Below are 22256 nucleotides of genomic sequence, written 5' to 3' on the forward strand. Positions count from 1 at the left end.
TCGCCGGAGCAGTAACGATAATGGGACCCACTACTATTGCTTTACCAGAATCTGAGCGCCCCTAGGGGCGCAGTTAGCAAAGCCGCCATCTAGGATGCCGAGATTTGCGTGACGAGCGCCTGAAGGACGTGCTGAACAAGCCGCGCGAGAGGCTGGAGATCGAGGATGCGCGCGACCAGGAGAAGGATCATGAGGTCGAGAAGGAGAATGACCGCGAGATTGATCGGGACATAGATCGTGACCCCGGCCTCTCTCACTGACCTGCTGCCCATCTTCGACGGGATCAAGGCGGTGTGTTTCGACGCTTTCGGAACGCTGGTTGAGATCACCGAGAAGCGACAAGCCTTCCGGCCGCTGTTCAGGGCGCTGTCGCCGGTGAAGCGGCGCGCGTTGAACAGCGGCTCATGCGCGAGGATCGGCCATTTACGCATTGGCCGGAGGCGCTTGGGGCCGAGGTTGATCCTCGCGTGCTTCTGGAGGTCATGCAGCGGGTGCTGATCGAAACCGGCTCCATTGCCCTGCGCCCCGGCATGGCAGACATCTGGACCAGGCTACGCGGCGAGGGGCTGCGCCTGGCGCTCTGTTCCAATCTCGCCAGCGACTATGTGACGGCGTTGCGTAACGCCTTACCCGAACGGCTGGAGGTTGAGGTGCTGTCCTGCAAGGTCGGGGCGATCAAGCCGGAGCCCATGATCTACGCGCGTGTGTTGGACGGATTGCAGATCGAACCAAGCCGCGTGCTGTTTGTCGGAGATACGCCCCTTGCCGACATCGAGGGACCGCGCGCAGCGGGCGTGAAGGCGGTCCATGTGGACGAGCTGGTCCCGGCGCGCAGCTAAGCTGATCTTCACCTTGCTGGGAACATTCAAATCTATTGCCAGGTTTGAAACTCACGGGGCCTTACCGCTCTTTTATCTAATGGAATAAGCGCGCACATCGAAGCGAAGCATGGCATCTGGGCAGAATGACAGAGAGACCAATATTACACGTGGAATTCGTGTGGAGATTGCCAGTTTTGTCTACAACGCAATTGAGGTTGTTGTTTCGGTGACTGTTGGATTGCTGACAGGAAGCGCCGCGCTGGTCAGCTGGGGCCTCGACAGCACTGTCGAGGCTACATCGGCTGCAACATTGATCTGGCGGTTGCGTGGCGAAAAGAACGGCGCGGATCGGCGCACCATTCTGCACCGGAAAAAAGTTGCCCTGTTTGTTGTGGCCTCCGCTTTCTGGATCGTCGTCGCGGCCATCCTTTATGAAGCCGTTTCTGCTTTTATGTCGAAGGAAACGCCCGATTTTAACTGGTGGGGTATCTCGATCCTGCTCATTTCTTTAGCGGTCAACCCATTTCTTGCCTGGGGCAAATATCGCTACGGAAAGCGGTTGGATGCGCCCGCTTTGAAGTATGATGCGAAGGATACGATGATCTGCGAATACCAGACGGTCGTGGTTCTTCTGGGGATCGGTCTGACGCAGTGGATGGGATGGTGGTGGGCCGATCCTGTCGCAGCTTTGCTCATCGTTCCCTATGTTGCGTGGGAGGCATTCGAAGCCACCAAGGATGCATTTTCAGTTGATCCGGAAGAGGACGCCAAGGTGACAGGCTGAACGCTCGACCCTCAAGTCTGATTAATGATGTCGCCTGACGTTGTAGAGGATCATTCGGGTCTTGGGCAGAGACGGCAACTCTTTCGGATCAAGCTCAAAATCCTGATCCGGCACATCGTAGTCGATGGACCTTACGAAGTAGTCGCAGAACGCCTTCATCTGGCTGATTGCGATCCATTCGCCGGGACAACGGTGGTTCAAGTGGTGGTCACCACCGCCTTGTGGGATAAAATCAAAGGGGTTTTCGACGCGACGCTGAAACCGTTCGGGGCGGAAATCCCGCGGCGCGTCCCATGAACGCGGATCGGTGTTCGTGCCATAAAGATCGAGCAAGACCCTGCATCCTTCCGAAAATCGGTAGCCATGCCACTCGAATGCGGTTTTGACCCGTGCCGCAACCGCCGGAAAGAAGGGATACAAGCGGCGAACCTCCTGCACGAATGGCTCAAGTGTCGCGGCGTCGTCTTTCAGTCTCTGTACCCATTCGGGATACCGGTTCAGGGCGTGAACGGCATGAACGATGAACACAGACACAGCGACGGTCGGACGCAGGACGTTCAGCAGTTCGACGGCTGCCACCTTTGGGGTCAATAACTCCCCATCGGGATCGCGCCATGTCGCGATAACGTATAGAGCGCTTTCCTTCTGTGGCTGATGAGTATCGTCGCGGACTTCACGTATCATCCGCGAAGTCCATCTTTCCAGTTTCTGCCGCGACCGACGCGCACGCCAGTGTTTCGGGCCAACGGCCCCGGCATCCTGAAAGAGTGCCGTCAGCTGCGCTGTTCGCTTCTTTACTTCCGCATCCGGTAGTAGCACCCCAGCCCAAGCGCAGACTGCTCTGGTGAGCATCTCGCGGACCTCATCATAGAGAATGACTTCATCCGCCGCTTCCCAGTCCGGCACATAGCTGTCCAGCATGTGCAGAGACATTCCCTGGAGCGCTGCAATGCGCTCAGAGGACATAAGAGACATGAACATCTGCTTTCGGTGAAGATGCGCGTCGCCATCGAGGCCCTGAACACCGCCTTCTCCGAGAAGCGTTTTTCGAATGCGGCCCGGCATCGATCCCGCGCGGACGAGCTGCTCTTCATTGTAGAAGACTTCCGCTGCCGCCGCCCCAGTCATGCAAATGGTTTGCTCAAGGAGGACGCGGGTCGTAAATATATCGCTGCCGAGGTCGCGGCAGGTATCCGAGATGAAACCATACGGATTGCGCAGCAGGGCGAGCGTGCTGTCGAAGCCCGTTACGGATGGAATGCTGACCATTGATTGTCCTCCCTAATTGCTACGTTTTGCGGCGGTCTCGTTTCGGGTTCTCCGTTTTATCCAAGGCATCACAGCCAACAAACCAATCAGTGCATTTGCGCGGGACATGCATCACTTATCACCGCTGGATCAGCTGCGGCGCATCTGCCGAACCGAGTGCTACTTCTGGCAGCCAAGTGACAAGCTGGGGGAAAGAGATCAACGCCGCGATCAATACAATCTCAATGGCAACGAGCGGAACCGCACCGCGATAGATATCGGAAAGGTTGATACCTTTCGGTGCCGCCATCTTGGCAAAGAACAGTGCATAGCCGAAGGGCGGCGTGAGAAAGGATGTTTGCAACGCCAGTGCAATCAGGCCAGCAATCCAGATTTGCGCAAAATAGGCAGAGCCGACGTGATCTGCGAAGTCGAGCTCTGAAAAGATCGGCATCAGCACGGGTACAAAGACCAAGAGCACCTCGATCCAGTCAAAGACAAAACCAAGTATAATGATCACACCAAGGAGCAACGCCAACAGTTCCCACCGGGTGAGGTCAATTGCTGATATCCAGTCGAAGATGACATCCGGTCCACCAACAAGGTGGAAACTCAGCGAGAAAACCGATGCGCCGAGTACGATGAAGAATACCATCGAAGTCATCGTACCTGTCTGCACTGTGACAGAATTCAACGATGAGAAAGATAGACGTTTTCGCGCCAGCGCGACCAGGAGCGCGCCAATCACCCCTACTCCGGCCGCCTCTGTGAGCGTCGCAAAGCCCAGAATAATGCTAAGCGGAATTGACGCGATTACAGCGACCGAAGCAATCACGAACAAAAGGTCTGACCCGAGATTGGTCTTTGGCGCGTCCAAAGAGATTTCGACGGTTTTCCGCAAGGAGATGGCAAAATAGATTGCGAAGGCGGTTACCATCAGAAGAACGGGAACGATGAGAGCCACGTACATCAATCCAATGCGCAGATAGAACACGTTCGAGATAAAGAACAGCATCACGGCTGGCGGAAAGACGACACCGAGCGCGCCAGAAGCTGCGACGGCGGCACCCGCAGTTCGCGGGGCGTAGCCGGAAGCCATCATCGGGGTATAGGCCACCAGCGCCACCGTGATGACCGATGCCCCGATAACCCCGGCTGCTGGCGCGAGCACCAGGCTGATCAGCAGGGTCGCGATGGCGTAGCGCCCCGGGACACCCGTCAGAAGACGCCCCAGCAAGCGAAACATGGTTTCGGCAACCCCGCTGGCATTCAGAATCAACCCGAGAAAAATCAGCATGGGAACGCTGGTGAATTGGACTGATTCATTGGTCAGTACACCACGGGCCCGCAGGTAGATCAGCCCCAGATGCTGAAAATCTGTGATCCCCACCCAAACAGCAGCCACAAACCCCAGGAAGCCTGTCCCCGCCAGGACAAGAGCAACCGGAAAACCACTGAAGACCCCGATGGCCATCACGGCAAGCATGGCGACCGTGAGGACCTCATTCACCATTGTGCAGCCCGCCCGATTGTTCCGGTGCGCCTTGCGCACGTTTCCCTGCCAGAAAGGCGATGTTGCGCAGGGCCACGATCACCCCAGCAAGGGCCAGCAAGATGGGGCCGATAACCCCGGCTATGCGTTGTGCCCACAACTGGGTTTCCGCGAACTTCGTGGTGCGCATCAGACCGTCCCACCCGTACCAGGTCAGGATCGCGGCGAGCGGCAGAAGGACAAAAAGGCCACCTATCAGTTCGATGCACGCAATACGGCGGGCGGACCAGTGTCTGCGAAAAACATCAACGCGCACATGACCGTCGCGCAGATAGGTATACCCAAGGGTCAAGAAAATCAGAATGAACAGCAGCGATGTGGACAGGTCCGGCAAATAGCTCGACACGCCAAGTTGTAGCTTGCGATCCAGCATCTGAAGCGCGCCATAGGCGGCGATCAATACAACTGTCATCCATGCAGTCACAATGCCGATGCCGCGAATGCCACGGTCAATCCAATCCAAAAATCTCAAGTCGAGTCTCCTCCCAAAGCCCCTTGCCTGTGCGCTGCTATCTCCCTGCGATATGTTCTTTGCGGCGGTCTTGTCCGGGCTGTTCCGGTTTGTTTCTCGCGGCACGAAAGCCGTCCCAGAAAAGCAGGGCCGCCCCACAGAAAATCGCCACATCAGCGAGATTGAAGGATGGCCAGTGGTATGTCCCGAAATGGAAATCCAGAAAGTCGGGGACCGCCTGATACCGCAGCCGATCAATGACATTGCCAAGTGCGCCGCCGATGACCAGACCGAGCGCAGCAGCGGTCAGTCTATCTGGCGCGCGCCATAACCAGATCAGCAGCCATGCCATGATCCCGGTCGCAAGCGCGACGAGACCCCACCAGGGCACGATCCCGCCAAGCAACCCGAAGCTGACTCCATCGTTCAGGACACGAACAAGATTCAGAAAAGGCAGTATCTCGACTCCGCGCTCCAGCTCCGGTGTGTTCAGGGCGAGCGCCTTTGTGCTCTGATCGAGAAAGAGCGCCGCAAGGGCGCAGAACCCACCCAGAACGCGGCGGTTCATGCCGCCGCCTTCAGATCGGAACGCGCATCACGGATGATCGACCACGACGAATGCAGGAACAGTCCCGCAATCCCGAAGGCGACAATGAGATCTGGCCAGGCACTGCCCAGCCAGACCACCAGCCCGGCCGCGATGACGACCGCAGCATTGCCGATGGCGTCGTTGCGCGAGAACAGCCAGACAGCGCGCATGTTCGCGTCACCCTTGCGAAACCGCAGCAGGGGCAGCACGGACACAACATTGATGACGAGAGCGATCAGGCCCAGAATGCCCATGAGAGCCGCATCCGGCGTTATCGGTTCAAGAGCCCGCATAATGGTCGTGCCGAGCACTCCGAGGCCCAGGAGGCCAAGGAAGATACCCTGGATCAGGGCCGACCGCGCCCGCCACGCGAGACTCCAGCCGATGGCCAGAAGCCCGAGGAAGGTAATTGCGCCATCGCCGATGAAATCGAGGGCGTCGGCTTTCACGGCCTGCGATCCGGCGATAAACCCGCCGATCATCTCGATGACACCGTAGCCGACATTGAGGATAACGACGATCCATAGCGCGCGTCGATAAGCCGGGTCCTGATGGGCCGCACCTTGCTGAATGTCCTCGTCGCTCTCGATGCGGTCAAACCCATACCCCGTTGTCTCAACGGCTTTCTCGATGTCCGGCAAGCGCGCTTCAGGGGCCTTCAGGGTCATGATATGGGTCGCTGCCGACACTTTGACCTCGTCGGGCGCGACCCCTGCAGACTGCGCCGCCCGCTCAATCTGCGCGGCATCCTTGGCGCAATCCATGCCGGAGACGCGGTAAAGGAAGGAGGGGACATCTGCCGTCGATCCGGCGCTGTCGGCGTTGGCCATGGGTGCAATACTCCTGCTAGAGTGAATCAAGAAACAACATATCAGCGAGGAATGATATGGACCAGATCATTGCCGCCCGCAACACCGGGACTGCCGCTATCGAACGAAGGGCGAAGCTGTTTCGTGGCTTTGCGGACCCAAGCCGTCTCGCGATTCTGGGCATTTTGTGCGAGACGCCGTTGGCCGTGCACGAGATCGTGTCGCGCACGGAACTATCGCAACCAAACGTTTCCAACCATCTTCGATGTCTTTTGGATTGTGGGCTTGTCGCCAGCGACCGCGATGGACGCTTCATCCGCTACCGCATCAGCAGCCCGCGCATTGCAGCCCTCTTGAATGATGTGGACGCACTTCTCGATGTGGTCGCGGAGGGTGTTGAGGCATGTGACAATTATTGCGGCACATGAACGTATATTATCGAAGTGGATATGGCTCGATGGCGTTGAGTGACCCTAGTTGTGTGCCGGTCTCGCTTTGAGTGATAGCCAGGTCAGGTGATCGACGGGCTAACGCCTGCTCGCCCCAACCCTGACCGTTTTCAAATCCTGTTGATCCGCCTGCCATCCCGGCAGGTCCGAGAAAACCGACAAGCGCCGCCTGTGGCGTCGGTTTCGGTCGAGAATTCCGGTTCCTCCCACGCGCAGGCGCGCGGTTCCCTCCTAAATTCACGCCCTCCACCCGGTTGCCACGGCCCCGCCAGGCCGCAGGACGGGCTTTGCCCTTACCTGCTCTGCCTTTTGGAATGCATGGGCATTCCAAAGGTCAGAACAGGAAGGCCCGCCCGTCGGCGGAAAGGGGAAGAGACCCGGCCCGCGTCACTCGAAGGAGGGTCACAAATGACCGCAGCGAAGTTTGACGTTTACATCCATGTCATCAATCAGATCGTCGCGCAGATCGAGGCGGGGACGCCGCCCTGGCGCAAGCCGTGGACCGGCGGAGGGGCAGGAGTCAGCTTGCCGGAACGGTTCAACGACGAAGCCTATTGGGGGATCAATATCCTTGTGCTCTGGGCCACGGCGATGGCAAGGGATTACAGCTCGGCCCGGTGGATGACGTTCAATCAGGCGCGGCAGCTCGGGGGGCATGTCCGCAAAGGCGAGAAATCCGCAACGGTCGTGAAGTTTGGCACCTTTGAGCGTGAGGACGAGAACGGGGAGGAACACTAATTCCCCTATGCCAAAGCCTACCGCGTGTTCAACGCTAATCAGATCGAGGGCTGCCCGCTGAATTCTACATCCTGCCCGACCCGCCGCGCGATCTTGGCACGGTGGCCGACCCCGAGCTGGAGGCATTCTTTGCCGCGACCGGCGCGCAGATCGACGTGACTGAGGAGCCGCGCGCCTATTACAACATCAAGACTGACCGCATCCACATGCCGCCGATTGGGACGTTTCACAGGGCCGCAGGGTATTACGGCACTTTGGCGCATGAGCTGACCCACTGGACAGGGTCAACGAAGCGGCTGGACCGTCTCGGCCGGTTCAGTGACCGGAAGGCCTATGCCTTCGAGGAGCTGGTCGCGAACTCTGCACTGTTTTCCTCGGGCAGAAGCTAGGGTTTTCCGCGCATACGCTGGAGCTGAACGCGGCCTATCTCGACAATTGGGTCCGCGTGCTTCGCTCGGACAAGCGGGCAATCTTCAAACATGCGGCGGACGCGCAGCGGGCCTGCGACTACCTCGTCGCCGCGTCTGAGGCCGGGCAGGGGAGCAGGCGGCCTGAGGCCGGGGCTTTTCGGGCTACCGGGGCGTGGTGAAAGGAAAAGATGCCGTAATGGGGCTGTCGGCGAATCGAGCACGTTTCGCTTGTTTGTCAGCATGATCTGAAGTGCCGTTGCCCTTGATGCGCCTGCAGCGCGTCTACGAGGTCGTATGTTTCCATGCGCCTCAATTCCTAAGAATAGAAGGGCAACGACATGAATGTATTTATCGGACTAGATGTATCTCTGACAAGCACGGCGATTTGTGTGCTGGGGCCGCAAGGGAAGGTTGTTGAGGAGTTGGAGGCCGCCAGCGAGCCTGAGGCGCTGGTGCGTGCGATGACGTCATTGCCGTACGCGGTCGATGCGATCGGTCTTGAAGCCGGACCACTGTCCCAATGGCTGAGTAAGGGCATCGAAGAGGCCGGACTTGACGTGGTCTTGATGGAAACGCGGTTGGTGAAAGCCGCTTTGAAAGCCATGCCGATCAAAACCGATCGGCGCGATGCTCAGGGCATTGCGCGCTTGCTTCAAATGGGATGGTACAGGCCCGTGCACCGCAAATCGGTGTCCTCCCAGGAAATCCGCGCGTTGCTGACAGCGCGCAAGTCAGTTCAGCAGGCCATCATCAACCTTGAGCTTTCCATGCGGGGTGTTTTGCGGAACTTCGGTCTGAAGCTGGGACACGTCACCCGGATCAGGTACGAGGCCCGGGTGAGGGAACTGGTTGAGCAGAATGAAATCCTGTCGGCGTCGACAGAGGCCCTTTTGCGCGCGCGTGCGCAGTTGCGCGCCGAGTTGGCTGAATTGGATGCGACAATCGCGGATCTGGCAAAACAAGACGACGTTTGCCGTCTGATGATGACGATGCCAGGCGTCGGTCGGATCGTCGCCCTGACGGTCAAATCCGCGATCGACGATCCGACCCGGTTCGCGCGATCGAAGGATGTTGGTCCGTGGGTGGGGCTGACGCCGAGACGTACGCAATCCGGAGAGATGGACATTGTCGGGCAAATTACTCGAGCCGGTGACCGGGCCCTTCGAACGGCCTTGTATCAAGCGGCGATGATCTTGATGCACCGTGGGTCACCAAACTGGCTCCAGGCCTGGGCGCTCAGAGTGGCCCATCGGCGTGGATCGAAACGGGCCTTGATTGCACTTGCGCGGCGTATTGGCGTTGTATTGCACCGCATGTGGCGAGACGGCACACCATTCCGCCATGTGCAGAGCTCCCCGGCAACGGTCTGAGTAAAATAATTCCAGAACTTGATCTGACGGAGGAACGCACTGCACCTGACGACAGGTACGACGAGGTCCCTTGCCGGGACGAGGTTCCTGGAGATGCCGAAAGCCCGCTAGTTATCGGCTAACGCTGAATACGCGTAAAAGATGGGCACCCAGGACCAGATTTGGACCAGGCATAGAGTGGCAGCCATGCGGCTGACTACGGACGGAAGAGCGAAGCCCGGACAGGGGGGTGTCCTTCAGTCCTGACGTGCCGGTGCAGTGAAAAAGAAAAAGTAAGCTTCTGAATTTGTGCCTTAAAACTCGGAGAAGAATGAGATCTTCGCCGGGATTTTTGACTTGCCCGAAACCCTTGACAGAGGCCCGCCCCATTACGGAAGCTGGCTTTGCGCCCGGGTGGTTTCAACCCGACCTGAAAGGACAGATCCATGAGCACCCCCGAACCCGCAGACTATCCCCGACCGAACGTTACCATCATCGCCGCCCAGAACGACGCCTTCCGCAGGTTTGCCTGCCTTGGCATCACCCCGGATCAGCCGATCCGGGGCCGCCTCGTCGTAACCCGTTCCCTGATCGAGGCCGGCGATGGTTTCGTGACGGAAGCCGTTCAGGCCGCTGGTGCCTTCGACACGTTCGAGCCCGACAACGATCCCGAGGGCTGGCACGATTTCGGGGCGGTGACGATCCGGGGCGAGACCGTGTTCTGGAAGGTGGATCTCTACGAGGCCAGCTCCGACTTCCGATACGGTGCGGAGGCACCCGACAATCCTGCAACCACCATGCGCGTGCTTACCATCATGATGGCGCACGACTGGTAGGGCAGGGCGCACCTCCGTCTTCAACATCGACAGGCCCACTGACCCTCCGAAAGGGAAAGTGGGCCTTTTGTCCTGTTGGTTCCCGGATCCGGGGATCGGTTGCGCGAAGACCCGCGCGGCCCGCTCAAACACGTCGAGAAGGACATGTCATGACTCACACGTTCAAACCCACCACCGTCGCCATCGGCGACCTCGTCGCCCATCCCGCGAATGTGCGGACCAACTCCCCCGAGACCTATGCCTCGGAGAACATCGCAAATCTGAAGGCCAGCATCGCGGTGCTGGGCCTCCTGCAACCGCTGCTCGTCCAGAAGATCGATGGCAAGTTCGGGGTGCTCGCCGGTGGCCGGCGCCATGCGGTGCTCATCGAGCTCGTCGCGGACAAGAGTGCGAAGGGCTTCACCAAGCGCACGAAGATCGACTGCCGTGTGGTGCCGGACGATTGCGATGTGACCACCGCGCTGTCGCTCGCCGAGAACATCACCCAGGCGCCGATGAACGCCATCGACGAGTTCGAGGCCTTCGCCCGGATGATGGAGGTCGACGGTCAGACCCCCGAGACCATCGCCAAGACCTTCGGCACCACGGTCGCCGCCGTCAAAGGCCGTTTGCGCTACGGGCTGATCCATCCCGACATCCGCGCGGCGGCGCGCGCCAAGTCGATCACACTCGACACGATGAAGGCCTTCGCCGATCATCCGAGCCAGGAGGTGCAACGCGAGGTCTTCGAGGCGCTGACCAAAGAGGACAACCATGTCCAGGCCTACACCGTTCGGAACGCGTTGAAGTCGCGCGGCGTCCAGGTCAGCGACGATATCGGGGCCTTCGTGCGGAAAGACTACGAGGCGCGCGGCGGTGCTATCGCGGCCGATCTCCTGGACGAGCATTCCGTGCTCGAAGACTCCGCGCTGGTCGAGACGATCCTCCTCGAAAAACTTGCCGCCGCCGCCGAAGAGACGCGGGCAGAGATCGGCTTTGCCTGGGCCGACGCGGTGATCCAGTACGATTACGCCGCCATGGCAGACTATGACCGGGTCTATCCGGGTCCGGTCGAGCCCAACGATAAAGGCCAGAAGCGCGTGGACGAGATCACCGCCGAACTCGAAAAGCTCGAACATGAGATGGAGAACGAGGAGCTTGAGGACGAGGCCTACAATGATCTCTATGATCGCGTCGATCAGCTGGAGGCCGAGGCCCGGGATCTGCAGGAGGCCTATAGCGCCGAGGATCTTGCGCGCTCCGGCGTGATCGCCGCCTGGTCGCATGGCAAGATCAATCTGCATGTTGGCCTGGTGCGTCCCGAGGACAGGGTCGAAAGCGCGGGCAAAGCCTCGGGTACTTCAAAGGACCAGGGCACGGCGGACAGTGATGAGATCACCTATCCTGCCTCGCTGACCGAGGATCTGAAGACCGAACGCGCGATGGCGCTCGGCGCGGCCATGGCGATGCATCCGGAGGCCACGCTGGATCTCACGCTTTTTAAGCTCGTCACCGATGGGCTGGGCCACAGCATGAGCGTGACCGAAGCGATCAAGGTCGACGCCCGCCAGGAGTATCGCAGCCACGCGAAGATCGAAGAAATCGACACCACCTCGCTCGAGCAGGTGGCAGAGGCCCGTGACGCGCTCGACCTCTCTTGGGCAGATGACCCGAAATCCCCAGCCGATCAGTTCGCCCTCTTCCGGGCACTCGATGCGGGCGAGAAGGCAAAGCTCGTGGCCTTTGTCACGTCAAGTACGACACGACCCTGCTTTGCGCGGGACCGGAAGCGCGACAGCCTGATGCACGATTTCGAGGTCGAGATCATGCCGGACATCCGGGCGCATTGGACGCCGAACGCCGCGCTCTTCAACCGCTTCAAGAAGGCCTGGCTCCTGAAGATCCTCGGCGAGGAGCTGGGGCTGGTGCAGGAGGCGGTGACACTGGCCTCTTCGACCAAGCGGGAGGTCGTCGCCTTCTGCGACAAGCTCTTCACAGAGCCCTTTGCCACGCTGACGGATGCGCAGCGGGCGGCGGTTGCGACGTGGTGTCCGCCGATGATGCAGACGGCGGGTGTCGAACCGGTCGAGGCTTCCGCGGCGGAAACGCCTGAAGACAAAACCGAGGTCGCTGATGCGGCCTGACCCTCTAGGCGACCCGCACATCTGGTGCGGGTCGCACCCCTCCCTCCCATTTACAGGTAAATCCCATGGCACTTCTCAGCTTTTCCGCGGCGCGCGTCGCGGCCCAGATCGCGCATGCGCGCGGCTGCTCTACCTTCCTGCCCAACTGGAACGGACCGGTTGGCAATCCCGCCCTGATCCTGATCGTCGGCAACGGCATCCATCTGCGCTCGAACGGCATCGATGGCACGACGACCCGGATCGTCACGACTGAACGCGCCGATCCGGCCCATGCCTTCGCCGAGGGCATCAACCCGTTCCGCGATCCGGACTGGATGGCGGCCCGGCATGCGGCGTTTCGCGATCTGACCGGCCAGTTCTACACCGACATTCTCGATGACGTGCAGATGCTCATCGATCGGGGCCACGACACCATCCGATTGGCAACCGATGGCCACACGATCCGCGTCTTTGCGCGCCGCGCCGCTGACTACCTGATCGGCGGGATCTACGATGTCCCCTCCGGTCTCGGCGGCACCTTCCGGGTAATCCTCAAGGATGCCAGCGACACCCAGGCACTCGTCCAGAACCGCGGCAACTGCGAGGATTTCGACGAGATGCTGCCCTACCGGGTGCCGCTCGACGCGCTCATCGAGGTCGATGACCGGAGGGTGGCATAGTGGGCTGGCTCTTCTATACTGATCGCCGCGTCAAAACCTACGCCGACGAAAAGGCTGAAATCACCCGGCTCTGTACCTTCGAGACGGACACCCGCAAGACGGTGCTGCTCAAGGCCTGCAAGGTCGGGTCCACCTGGTATGCGGCGGCAAAGGTGACCAATCTTGACGGCACTCCTGTCGAGGACGCGACTTACGCCACCAACGAGGACGGGTCGATCACCTTCGCCGCGGTCTTCCTCACGCGCTACGACGAGGGTTGCTGGGGCTACAAGGACATGGAGGAGAGCGCCGGGCCGGTGGAGTCGCGTGCGCCGCTCAGTCTTGTTGCCCTGTTGTCCGAGCTGAAGGATCCCGACAGCTATGCCCATGCCTGGCGCCAGCGCTGCCGCGATTGGGCGGCAATCCCAGACTACGACGAGGGTGACAGGATCAAACTGGCCGCGCCGGTGACGCTGAGCGATGGCAGCACCTGCCAGATCGTGACCGCCACTCATTACCGGCGCGGAGGGCAAAAACGCCGCTGCTACCGCATCGAGGAGACAGGCGGCCTCGTGCGTCTGTCGAAAGCCTCGCTCGTCGGGTCCGAGCTCCTCGGCTCGGCGAAGAGTGCGGCGAGTCCGGTTCTGGCCGAGTTTTTCGCCGGGAAGGGGTCCTGACCGCTGCCAGCATCGCCATCTGTCCAGCTTTGAGCCGCCTCCGTGCATTCGAAAGCGTAGAGGCGGCTTTTTGTCCTGTCGGACCCACACCCTGAGTCAAAGGACAGACGACATGGACAACCAAAGCCCGGCACTCGCACCCGATTTCCCATCGAAACCACAGCTTCTGCAGGCCATGGCTCTGATCGGCAGCGAGATTGATAAGCAACCGCTCAAGAGCTCATCACTGGCCCGCATCATGCGTGCGACTTTCGGTGGCAGCGATGCCAGCGGTGCGTGGGACTGGCGCATGGCCTACGACATGATGCAGGCCGCCGCGGTCATGCAAGTTGTGCGGGACAGCGGTTCTGAGGTGCTCGCGGCAGTCAGGTATCTCGCGTCGCGGCTCCTGACCGAGACACGGCGCTCCGAGCAACAGATCCGGCTGCAGCAGTTTTCGACGCCGCTGCCTTATGCGGGATTGGTCACACGCGCTTCCGCCATTCGTCCGGGCGAAACCTTCCTCGAACCCTCGGCAGGCACCGGTGCGCTGGCCGGTTTTGCCGTCCGCGCGGGCGGCAAGCCAATGCTCAACGAGATCGACCCCTTTCGCCGTGCGCTTCTCGAGGCGATCTTTGATACGCAGGTGACCGGCTTCGACGCCGAGCATATCGACGATCTGCTGACGGCGCCCGAGCTTCCCGGCATCATCATCATGAACCCGCCCTTCGCCTCCTCGGTCGATCGGTCGCGGGACAGGCATATCGCGGCCAAGCATCTCGTCTCGGCAGCGAAGCGCCTTGCGCCCGGCGGGCGTCTCGTGGCGATCATGCCGATGGGCTTCTCCTCGGAGCGGGACGTGGCCCATTGGGCACGGGCCTCCGCTATTGCAAAGCCGCGCCTAGCGCTGACGATACCGGGTCATGTTTACCGCAAGCTTGGCACCACGGTGGAAACCCAGCTCATGGTGTTCGACAAGATTCAGGACGAGGTCGAGTTCGTCCGTGCGGCTGTCGACGATCTGGATGCGGCCCTGCAAATCGTCGACGACGTCGCCGCGACCCGACCGGCCGCCCCTCCTGTCCAGGCCAGGGCACTGGCCACCTCGCGGCAGGGCGGCTCTCTCGCCGTGCGCAAGCGCCTGGTTGCTGCAACCTCTTCTGCCAAACCGACAGCCCACGCCGCGATCCCGCTTGTCTTCACCAGTTTCGATACCTCGCGCGAGAACACGCCTGTCTCCGACATCTATGCCCGATACCGCCCTCAGAGGATCGAGATCGCGGGTGCCCGGGAACATCCGACCCCGCTGGTCGAGAGCATCGCCATGGCGTCGGTTGCACCCCCGGTCCCATCGAATGAAGCCGCCTCGGAACTGCGACTGCCCGGGCATTTGATCGAGGAGGGTCATCTCTCAGAAGCGCAGCTCGAGACCATCCTCATGGCGAACGATGCCCACGCGCGCGACCTGCCGGGGCAGTTTACCATTGACGAGGACCAGACCCGGATGACCCGCGCCGACGACGATCCGAAAGCGAAGGCCTATCGGCTCGGCTATTTCCTCGGCGACGGTACCGGCTGCGGCAAGGGCCGGGAATGCGCCGGGCTCATCCTGGTGAACTGGCTCGCCGGGCGGCGCAAGGCGATCTGGATCTCCAAATCCGCCACGCTCATCGAGGACGCCATCCGCGACTGGACCGATCTCGGCGGCTCGCCCGCCGACATCCAGCCGCTCTCGAAATGGAAACCCGATCAGGAAATCCCCATGGGAGACGGCATCCTCTTCGTCACCTATGCGACGCTGCGGTCCGCGGGAAAATGCGGACGCACCCGGCTCGCGCAGATCCTCGACTGGATGGGCGAGGAATTCGACGGCGTTCTGGCCTTCGACGAGGCCCACGCCATGCAGAACGCCGCCGGGTCAGAGGCGGGCAGGGGGGTCAAGCCTTCCCAGCAGGGCCTCGCCGGGCTGCGCCTGCAACTCGCTGCGCCCCGTGCCCGGGTCTTCTATGTCTCGGCGACGGGTGCCACCAGCGTGCAGAATCTGGCCTATGCCTCCCGGCTCGGTCTCTGGGGTCCCGGCCCGGAATATCCGTTCCCGAGCCGGGAGAGTTTCGTCTCGGCCATGGAGGCTGGAGGGGTGGCGGCAATGGAAGTCGTAGCGCGCGATCTGAAGACCCTCGGCTTCTACACCGCGCGGGCGCTCAGCTTCGATGGCGTGGAATACGACGTGCTCGAACATGCGCTGACACCCGCCCAGATTGAAATCTATGACGCCTATGCCGGGGCCTTCCGGACCATCCACCAAAATCTCGAGGCGGCCCTGACCGCGACCGGCGTCAACGATGCTTCCGGTCAGACGAACGCCTCCGCCGCGAAGGCCTCGGCAAAGTCGCGCTTCGAAAGCACCAAGCAGCGCTTCTTCAACCATCTTCTGATGGGCATGAAAGCCCCGACCGTCATCCGCGCCATCGAGCAGGATGTCGCAGAGGGCTATGCTTGCGTCATCCAGGTGGTCTCCACGGGCGAGAGCCTCCTGAAACGCCGGCTCGAAGCGATGGACCCGGAAGACGAGCTGGTGGAAGGTGCGCTGACACCGCGCGACTATGTGTTATCCAAAGCTTTGGATAAGATGTTATATGCCGCGTCACCATTATGCGGAGTTCTGGGTTTCAAGCTGTTGTTCTGGTGATTCATTTTCGGATTTCCGCTTTTGATAATCATGATGCCTCTGCTCTCAACCGCAGAAGGACATCCCCCATGAACTCCCCCTCGAACTCTCCGGACCGTGCGCACGACGGCGCCGACAGCCTCGCTCTGGTCGCCGCGTACCACGCCGACATACCCGGGCTTTCCCCGGGCGCGCTGAGTGCCGCCCGTCATTTTCTGAAGTGGGCGCAGGCACAGAAGGCCCCTGTCCGTGACCTCGACGCTTCGGCCGTAGGCAGGTTTCTTCGCCATCGCTGCCGATGCGGCGGCTACAGCCCCAATCAATTGCGGAGCCCGATGTATGCTACTTATACCCGGCGGTTTCTTCGATATCTCGAAGAGACCGGCGTGGTTGCGATCCCAAATGACACTGCCCGGCTTGGACAGCATCTGGAGGCTTTCGCGAAGAAGCTCGACGCCGTTGGCTACAGCAAGGTGTCGCGCACATCATTGCTCCGCCATGCCAGTCATTTTGTCGAATGGGTTCTGCAACAGCGAGTGCCGGTGACCGCAATCGGTGACGCAACCATCGACCAGTTCGCGCGGCACGAATGCCGATGCGGGGAGATGACCAAGCATGGCGACAGGGTGCTGGCGTCTCACTACAAGAACCGCAAGCGAGGTGCCCGTGCGCTTGTTCGACACCTGATTGACGAAGGCCTGATCCCACCCGAAGCACCTGGCTTCTCCGCAAAAGACCCACGTCTGACCGGCTTCGAGGAGTGGTTACGCCGCGAACGTGGAGTGACGTCCGAGACAGTACGGCGCTATTTGAACGAAGCCGACCGCTGGCTGGATCGCCTTGGGGAGACCTCGAAGGAATATGATGCCGCATCCATCCGGTCGATCGTCCTGGAGCAAGACGAAGAACGCTCCCGATCATCCGTGCGCATGACGGTCACCGTGCTTCGCGCCTATCTACGCTTTACAATCCTCCAGGGTGCATGCGCCCCGTCGCTGCTCCATGCGGTGCCACCGGCGGCTCGACGCAAACTATCGACCCTCCCGCGCACGATCCCCACGGAGAAGATCGAAGAGATCATTGCTTCCTGTCGTACCGATACGCCTGTCGAGATCCGCGACCGCGCCATATTGCTCCTCCTCGCCCGGCTGGCCCTGCGTGCGGGAGACATCTGGCAGTTGCGGCTGGCCGATATCGACTGGCGCGCGAGCCGGCTACGATTGCACGGCAAGGGCAGACGTGGCGTGATGATGCCTTTGCCCCAGGATGCCGGTGACGCGCTGCTGGCCTATATCGAGGATGCACGTCCCATGGTTGCGTCGGAAAGGGTTTTCCTGCGAACTCAAGCTCCTTTCACCCCGTTACGATCCTCTGCCGAGATCGCGGGGATCATCTCCCGTATCCTGAACCGTGGAGGTTTTACCGGTTTGCCCACAGGTTCCCATGTTTTTCGCCATTCGCTGGCATCCGCCTGGCTGCGGGGAGGTGCGGATCTTGACCAGATCGGTGCCGCGCTGCGCCACACCTCGCGTGACACCACCGCGATCTATGCCAAGGTCGATGTCGAGATGTTGGCAGACGTGGCGCAACCATGGCCGGGGTACGCGTCATGATACATCACCACGTTGATCGCTTCGTCCAATTCAATCGAGCTCTTGGAAAGAAGTTCACCGCGCAGGAGGTATCCTTGCGCGCCTTCGCGGATTTTGCCGCGGAACGATCTATCACGCATGTGACGGCAGCACTGATCCTCGAATGGGCTGGCGGCGCCACGACGCCGGATGCCGCGCAGGCCCGATTTGATCGCGCCCGCGCGCTGGCGGTGTTCCTGCATGCGGAAGACGCACGGCACGAGTTTCCAGCAATGGGCTTGCTTGGCCGTTCTCGACGGCGACGACCGGCACCGCACATACTGACACAAGACCAGATCAGTCGGATCATGCAGGAAGCGCTTCTGGTGCCCGGTCTGTCGCCGATCAGCCCGCTGACCTACCACTACCTATTCGGGCTTCTTGCCTCGACAGGTCTGCGGATTTCCGAAGCATTGTCGCTCCAGCGCGCCGATTTGACAGAGGACGGCCTCGTGGTTCGCAAGGGCAAATTCGGCAAGAGCCGACTGGTGCCCATTCATGCTTCGACCCGCAATGCACTGGACCAATATCTCGAGGCCCGCGGCAGGTTACGCAGTGTGGGCGACGACCTGTTCGTTCTCGGCCACGGGCATGCTCCGACGAAGACCAGGGTCCATGTGGTTTTCGTGCGGATCGTGCGCAAGCTTGGCTATCGCAATCCGACAGGCCCGGGTCCCAGGCTGCACGATCTGCGCCACACCTTCGCAGTGCGGTCCCTTGAGGCCTGCGGGAACAATCCGCAGGCGGTGTTGCGGCATATGAAGGCTCTGAGCACCTATCTCGGCCATGTCGATATTGCCAACACCTACTGGTACCTTGAGGCCACGCCGGTTCTGCTGAAGATGATCGCGGCAACCGCCGAGGAGACTTGGATCGGAGGTGCGGCATGACCCCGCTCGCCCCCGACCTTTCCGCCTTTCTACAAACCCATCTTCCCGATGAATGCGGGGCAAGCCGACATACAATTGCGGCCTATGCCAGAGCGTTCACCCTCTTGCTGCGGTTTGTCACCAGGCGGCTCAAGCGAACCCCTTCGGAACTGTTCATCGAGGATCTTGATGTGCAGACGGTCAGAGCGTTTCTCGAATATATCGAAGAGGGACGCGCCAACTCCGTCCGGTCCCGCAACGCACGGCTGGCGGCGATCAAATCGTTTTTCCGTTTCGTCGAACATCGCCACCCGGCCTGCCTTGAGCAGGCAATGATGATCCGTGCCATGCCGACCAAGCGTACAGACGCCAAGCTGATCGATTATCTTACCAAGGAAGAAGTCCGCACCTTGCTTGCCGCGCCGAACTGCCACACGCCGGGCGGATTGCGGGACCGCGCCATGCTGCATCTGGCCTATGCCGCAGGGTTGAGAGCGTCAGAACTTCTGGCGGTGCGGCTGGACGATTTTCCCGACGGGTCGTTTTCCAGCGTGCGTATATTGGGCAAGGGGCGGCGCGAGCGTGTGCTGCCACTCTGGAAGGAGACTCAAAGCGCCATTCGCGCGTGGCTGGCAATCCGGCCCGGTCAAGTCGGACCGGAACTGTTTCTGAACCGTGATGGGCGGCGAATGACGCGGGACGGATTTGCGTACCGGCTAAAGCTGCATGTGGCGACGGCCAAACGCTCGACGCCGTCGATTGCCGCAAAACATGTCACTCCGCATGTACTGCGGCACAGCTGCGCCATGCACACCCTGCAGGCCACCGGTGATATCCGCAAAGTCGCGCTCTGGCTTGGCCACGCCAGTATCCAGACGACCGAGATGTATCTGCGCGCGGATCCGACCGAGAAGCTTGCGCTGCTGGAGGCACATCACGCACCTCTTATCAAACCCGGCAAGTTTCGGGAGCCCTCGGACAAGCTGATGCAGATCCTGGCCGTCGCTGCGCAACGTTCCTGAACGTTCGGGCAATTAATGGCGTCCCGCTTTCTGCGGGGCGCTATTCCATGACATAGCCGAGGGCCCGGTAACCGGTTCTTCTTTTGGCTGCCATTCTGGCGAGAACCGGAACGGAACTGTCGACATAGTCGACAACCAGAACGTCTTTCTTGTCGTCATGTCGCCGGTGCAATCTGCCGACATACTGTGCGAGCGTGCCCTTCCAGGCGATCGGCATGGTCAGGAACAGGGTATCGAGCCGCGCATCATCAAAGCCCTCGCCGATATACCGCCCTGTCGCGAGGATCAGCCGTTCTTCATCATCGGCAACGTTCAACGCCGCATGCGCTGTCTTCCGGTCTTTTGCCGACATGCCACCACGGAGGACGACGATATTCCTGGCGAACCTTGAGAACCGTTGCTGGAGATAGTCGAGGTGATCCTTTCGTTCGGTCAGAACAATCGGCGAGCGCTTGGCCTCAAGCGATTTCAGCACGTCATCGAAGATCAGATCATTTCGGGCCTCATTCTCCGCCAGCGCCGCATAGATTGCGGGCATCGACGGGCGCTCGGCCGTGGCGAGCGCCTCCGGCAGCCGGAATCTTGTGTGACGTTCCCGCGCCCGATGGCGAAGGCCGCTTTCGGCCGCCTGCGATTTGGCGCTCACCTGATGGCGCACCGGACCGCATTGCATGAAGATGATCGGGTGATGCCCGTCCTTTCGGGCGATTGTCGCCGACAATCCGGCGACATAGCGGGCCTTCGACCTGCGGGCGACGAGTTCGAAGCTCGCGGCGGACAGGTGATGGCATTCATCGACGACAAGATGGCCGTAATCGGCAACCACGTCGTCAACTTCACCCTTGCGAACGAGGCTCTGGATGAGCGCCACGTCGATCACACCCGTGGGTTTGCGTTTTCCGGCGCCGATTGTGCCGATCTGCTTGGGGTCGATATGCAGGAACGAACCAAGCCGTTCGACCCACTGACTCAGCAATTCCCGGCGGTGCACCAGAACCAGCGTGTTGCGGGCACGATGTGCGATCAGCGCCGAGGCCACGACCGTCTTGCCGAAGGCGGTGGTGGCGGCCAACACGCCGGTATCATGTTCGGCCAATGCATCAAACGCCCCCAATTGCAGTTGTCGAAGCTCGCCTCGGAAGCTCACAGTGTCTGGCAAAGGGGCTCCGTCCTCGCGCAAATCGTCAACTTCGACGGTCGTCCCGTGATCGGCGAAGAACCCGGTCATCTCATCAAGACAACCACGCGGCAACGCGACGTGCCGGGGATGCAACTCGGCGCAGGACACAATGCGTGGCTTCCCGAATGTCGGCAGCCGCATCGCTTGTGCCCGGTAAAATTCGGGGTTCTGGAATGCGGCCAACCGCACCAGTTGGGCAATCATGGCCGATGGAAGGTCGGACCGGTCGATGTAAATCTGATCGGCGACCGTCACCGTAATGGTCTGCGGGATGGACATTTTTAGTCGACGCGGCGTGCTGCGGCGTGACGGAGGCATTTTCCACGGCTCGTCCGCCTGCTCGTCTTCTACCGGCATGCGTACACCCAGCACCCGCCCGGAAAGCTCCGCCGCTTCCACCAGTTCTGTCACCGCCGCCATCGTCATTCTTGGCAGGGAAGACAAATAGGCCCACTGATCGTCATATGTCCGTAGGCCGGCATCGACAAAGACGCTGTTGCCCACCTTGCGGGCGGTGTTCTGGAGCGGCAGCGCGATCAGGTTGCCAAAGCCGCCGAGCGGCATGGTGTCCTGGTTCGGAAACAGCCGATCATAGGAGGCGAAGCCGATTTCAGGCCGTCGCTCCATCGTTTCCGTGATCAGGACGGATCCAAGCTGGCGCGCCAGACGAGCGGAGACCGGTTCGGAGAAGAAGATCCAGACGTGGCCTCCGTTGCCCGACCTCGAACGTTCCAGCGCTGCGGGCACACCCTTCACCCGGCAGGTTTCGAGCAGCGCATTGGCGTCTTGCGCCCAGGATGCCTTGTCAAAATCCGCCGCCAGGAACCAGCATGTATCGCCGGGCAGCAGCGGATAGACGCCAGCGACAAAGTCGCCGCCCCGACCATCTTCGCCGCGCAGGTGTCTTTCAATGACGCCTTCATCCGGCGGCTTGAACTTCTGATGGGGGCATTCGCCGCATTTGACCTTGGGTTTGCCACAGATGCCCTTCACCCATTCGTTGGCACAAGCAGGCGAATATCCTGAGCGACCGGTCTTCCTGTTTGCCCAGCGCACCGGAAACACGTCAGGCCGACCGGCGAACAGGCGGCGGAACAGCTCGACCTTTTGGTGCGACGGAGAAGCATTCGTAACTGGGGCGTTCTCGAATGAGGATTGTCTCACTGCCGGCACGTGCTCTGCAGCGAGACGCGCCTCTAGCGCTGCAACGTCGCGCTGAAGCTGCGCTCGTTCGACATCCAGATCGGCCAGACGGGCTCGAACCCGTGCCAACTCCGCCTCAATGTCGCTTCTGTCCGCCACCTGCGATTTCCACCCAAACCTTTCCGCCCCGTCCAGCATAAAGCGCGAAAGCGACAGGCGTAAGCGGGTCCGGCCGCTCGTCGGCCGGACCGCCGAGCGGAGAGGTCGAGGGGGAGTTCATGGGGGATGTC

General features: G+C 60.8%; 21 protein-coding genes and 1 pseudogene. 15 read left to right on the forward strand and 7 right to left on the reverse strand.

Annotated features, from left to right (window positions below; genetic code table 11):
- Positions 1-89: 89 nt before the first annotated feature.
- Positions 90-431 carry a hypothetical protein gene (locus AAFN47_RS26795; protein WP_499812293.1) on the reverse strand — a complete coding sequence of 114 codons (342 nt, stop codon included), beginning with the start codon at positions 429-431 and terminating at the stop codon, positions 90-92.
- Between AAFN47_RS26795 and AAFN47_RS26800 the strand changes: the two genes are divergently transcribed.
- Together AAFN47_RS26800 and AAFN47_RS26805 are read left to right on the forward strand one after the other, a co-directional pair.
- Positions 405-839: an HAD family hydrolase gene (locus tag AAFN47_RS26800; protein WP_499812294.1), complete on the forward strand. Its 435-nt coding sequence runs from the start codon at positions 405-407 to the stop codon at positions 837-839. The genes AAFN47_RS26795 and AAFN47_RS26800 overlap by 27 nt on opposite strands.
- 109 nt (positions 840-948) lie before the next feature.
- On the forward strand, positions 949-1605 hold the full coding sequence (locus tag AAFN47_RS26805; RefSeq protein WP_499812295.1) for a cation diffusion facilitator family transporter: 657 nt from the start codon (positions 949-951) through the stop codon (positions 1603-1605).
- A gap of 21 nt (positions 1606-1626) precedes the next feature.
- Here AAFN47_RS26805 and AAFN47_RS26810 read toward each other — a convergent pair whose 3' ends face one another.
- On the reverse strand, positions 1627-2526 hold the full coding sequence (locus tag AAFN47_RS26810) for a cytochrome P450 (protein WP_499812296.1): 900 nt from the start codon (positions 2524-2526) through the stop codon (positions 1627-1629).
- Between the two features lie 75 nt (positions 2527-2601).
- Here AAFN47_RS26810 and AAFN47_RS26815 point away from each other — a divergent pair, with 75 nt between their 5' ends.
- A complete protein-coding gene (locus AAFN47_RS26815) occupies positions 2602-2877 on the forward strand; it encodes a hypothetical protein (protein ID WP_499812297.1) in 276 nt (91 codons plus the stop codon).
- 115 nt (positions 2878-2992) lie between these two features.
- On the opposite strand, the gene AAFN47_RS26820 is transcribed toward AAFN47_RS26815, so the two are convergent.
- The 4 genes from AAFN47_RS26820 to AAFN47_RS26835 are packed head-to-tail and all read right to left on the reverse strand — an operon-like array spanning position 2993 to position 6275.
- Positions 2993-4366, reverse strand: a complete 1374-nt coding sequence (locus tag AAFN47_RS26820) for a TRAP transporter large permease (protein ID WP_499812298.1) — start codon at positions 4364-4366, stop codon at positions 2993-2995.
- Positions 4356-4877 (reverse strand): TRAP transporter small permease subunit, encoded by a 522-nt coding sequence (locus AAFN47_RS26825; protein ID WP_499812299.1) that lies wholly within the window; start codon positions 4875-4877, stop codon positions 4356-4358. The genes AAFN47_RS26820 and AAFN47_RS26825 overlap by 11 nt, the downstream gene beginning before the upstream one ends.
- Before the next feature lie 37 nt (positions 4878-4914).
- Positions 4915-5424 (reverse strand): signal peptidase II, encoded by a 510-nt coding sequence (gene lspA, locus AAFN47_RS26830; protein WP_499812300.1) that lies wholly within the window; start codon positions 5422-5424, stop codon positions 4915-4917.
- On the reverse strand, positions 5421-6275 hold the full coding sequence (locus AAFN47_RS26835; protein WP_499812301.1) for a cation efflux transmembrane domain-containing protein: 855 nt from the start codon (positions 6273-6275) through the stop codon (positions 5421-5423). Before AAFN47_RS26835 ends, lspA begins: the two co-directional genes overlap by 4 nt.
- Positions 6276-6331: 56 nt before the next feature.
- On the opposite strand from AAFN47_RS26835, the gene AAFN47_RS26840 reads away from it, so the two are divergent.
- The 12 genes and pseudogenes from AAFN47_RS26840 to AAFN47_RS26895 all read left to right on the forward strand — a co-directional run bounded on the left by AAFN47_RS26840 (position 6332) and on the right by AAFN47_RS26895 (position 19643).
- Positions 6332-6682 (forward strand): ArsR/SmtB family transcription factor, encoded by a 351-nt coding sequence (locus AAFN47_RS26840; RefSeq protein WP_499812302.1) that lies wholly within the window; start codon positions 6332-6334, stop codon positions 6680-6682.
- 429 nt (positions 6683-7111) lie between these two features.
- Positions 7112-7441 (forward strand): ArdC-like ssDNA-binding domain-containing protein, encoded by a 330-nt coding sequence (locus AAFN47_RS26845; protein ID WP_499812303.1) that lies wholly within the window; start codon positions 7112-7114, stop codon positions 7439-7441.
- A gap of 155 nt (positions 7442-7596) precedes the next feature.
- Positions 7597-8030 (forward strand): annotated as a pseudogene (locus AAFN47_RS26850) (zincin-like metallopeptidase domain-containing protein).
- Positions 8031-8189: 159 nt separating this feature from the next.
- The gene (locus AAFN47_RS26855) at positions 8190-9221 is read left to right on the forward strand and encodes an IS110 family RNA-guided transposase (protein WP_095587668.1); all 1032 of its coding nucleotides are present in this window, start codon (positions 8190-8192) and stop codon (positions 9219-9221) included.
- Between the two features lie 425 nt (positions 9222-9646).
- Positions 9647-10036 (forward strand): DUF3768 domain-containing protein, encoded by a 390-nt coding sequence (locus AAFN47_RS26860; protein WP_499812304.1) that lies wholly within the window; start codon positions 9647-9649, stop codon positions 10034-10036.
- A 149-nt stretch (positions 10037-10185) separates the two neighbouring features.
- Positions 10186-12159 (forward strand): ParB/RepB/Spo0J family partition protein, encoded by a 1974-nt coding sequence (locus AAFN47_RS26865; protein WP_499812305.1) that lies wholly within the window; start codon positions 10186-10188, stop codon positions 12157-12159.
- 65 nt (positions 12160-12224) lie between these two features.
- Complete coding sequence (locus AAFN47_RS26870) at positions 12225-12818, forward strand: hypothetical protein (protein ID WP_499812306.1); 594 nt, start codon at positions 12225-12227, stop codon at positions 12816-12818.
- Positions 12818-13474, forward strand: a complete 657-nt coding sequence (locus AAFN47_RS26875) for a DUF6927 domain-containing protein (RefSeq protein ID WP_499812307.1) — start codon at positions 12818-12820, stop codon at positions 13472-13474. Before AAFN47_RS26870 ends, AAFN47_RS26875 begins: the two co-directional genes overlap by 1 nt.
- 112 nt (positions 13475-13586) lie before the next feature.
- Positions 13587-16142, forward strand: coding sequence for a strawberry notch-like NTP hydrolase domain-containing protein (locus AAFN47_RS26880; protein ID WP_499812308.1), 2556 nt, complete (start codon positions 13587-13589; stop codon positions 16140-16142).
- Between the two features lie 68 nt (positions 16143-16210).
- On the forward strand, positions 16211-17734 hold the full coding sequence (locus AAFN47_RS26885) for a tyrosine-type recombinase/integrase (protein WP_499812309.1): 1524 nt from the start codon (positions 16211-16213) through the stop codon (positions 17732-17734).
- Between the two features lie 74 nt (positions 17735-17808).
- A complete protein-coding gene (locus AAFN47_RS26890; RefSeq protein WP_499812310.1) occupies positions 17809-18642 on the forward strand; it encodes a tyrosine-type recombinase/integrase in 834 nt (277 codons plus the stop codon).
- Complete coding sequence (locus tag AAFN47_RS26895) at positions 18639-19643, forward strand: tyrosine-type recombinase/integrase (protein WP_499812311.1); 1005 nt, start codon at positions 18639-18641, stop codon at positions 19641-19643. Before AAFN47_RS26890 ends, AAFN47_RS26895 begins: the two co-directional genes overlap by 4 nt.
- Positions 19644-19683: 40 nt before the next feature.
- Here AAFN47_RS26895 and AAFN47_RS26900 read toward each other — a convergent pair whose 3' ends face one another.
- Complete coding sequence (locus tag AAFN47_RS26900) at positions 19684-22125, reverse strand: TOTE conflict system archaeo-eukaryotic primase domain-containing protein (RefSeq protein WP_499812312.1); 2442 nt, start codon at positions 22123-22125, stop codon at positions 19684-19686.
- Positions 22126-22256 lie beyond the last annotated feature (131 nt).

Source organism: Hoeflea sp. CAU 1731, from assembly GCF_039888615.1.
Classification (GTDB): domain Bacteria; phylum Pseudomonadota; class Alphaproteobacteria; order Rhizobiales; family Rhizobiaceae; genus Flavimaribacter.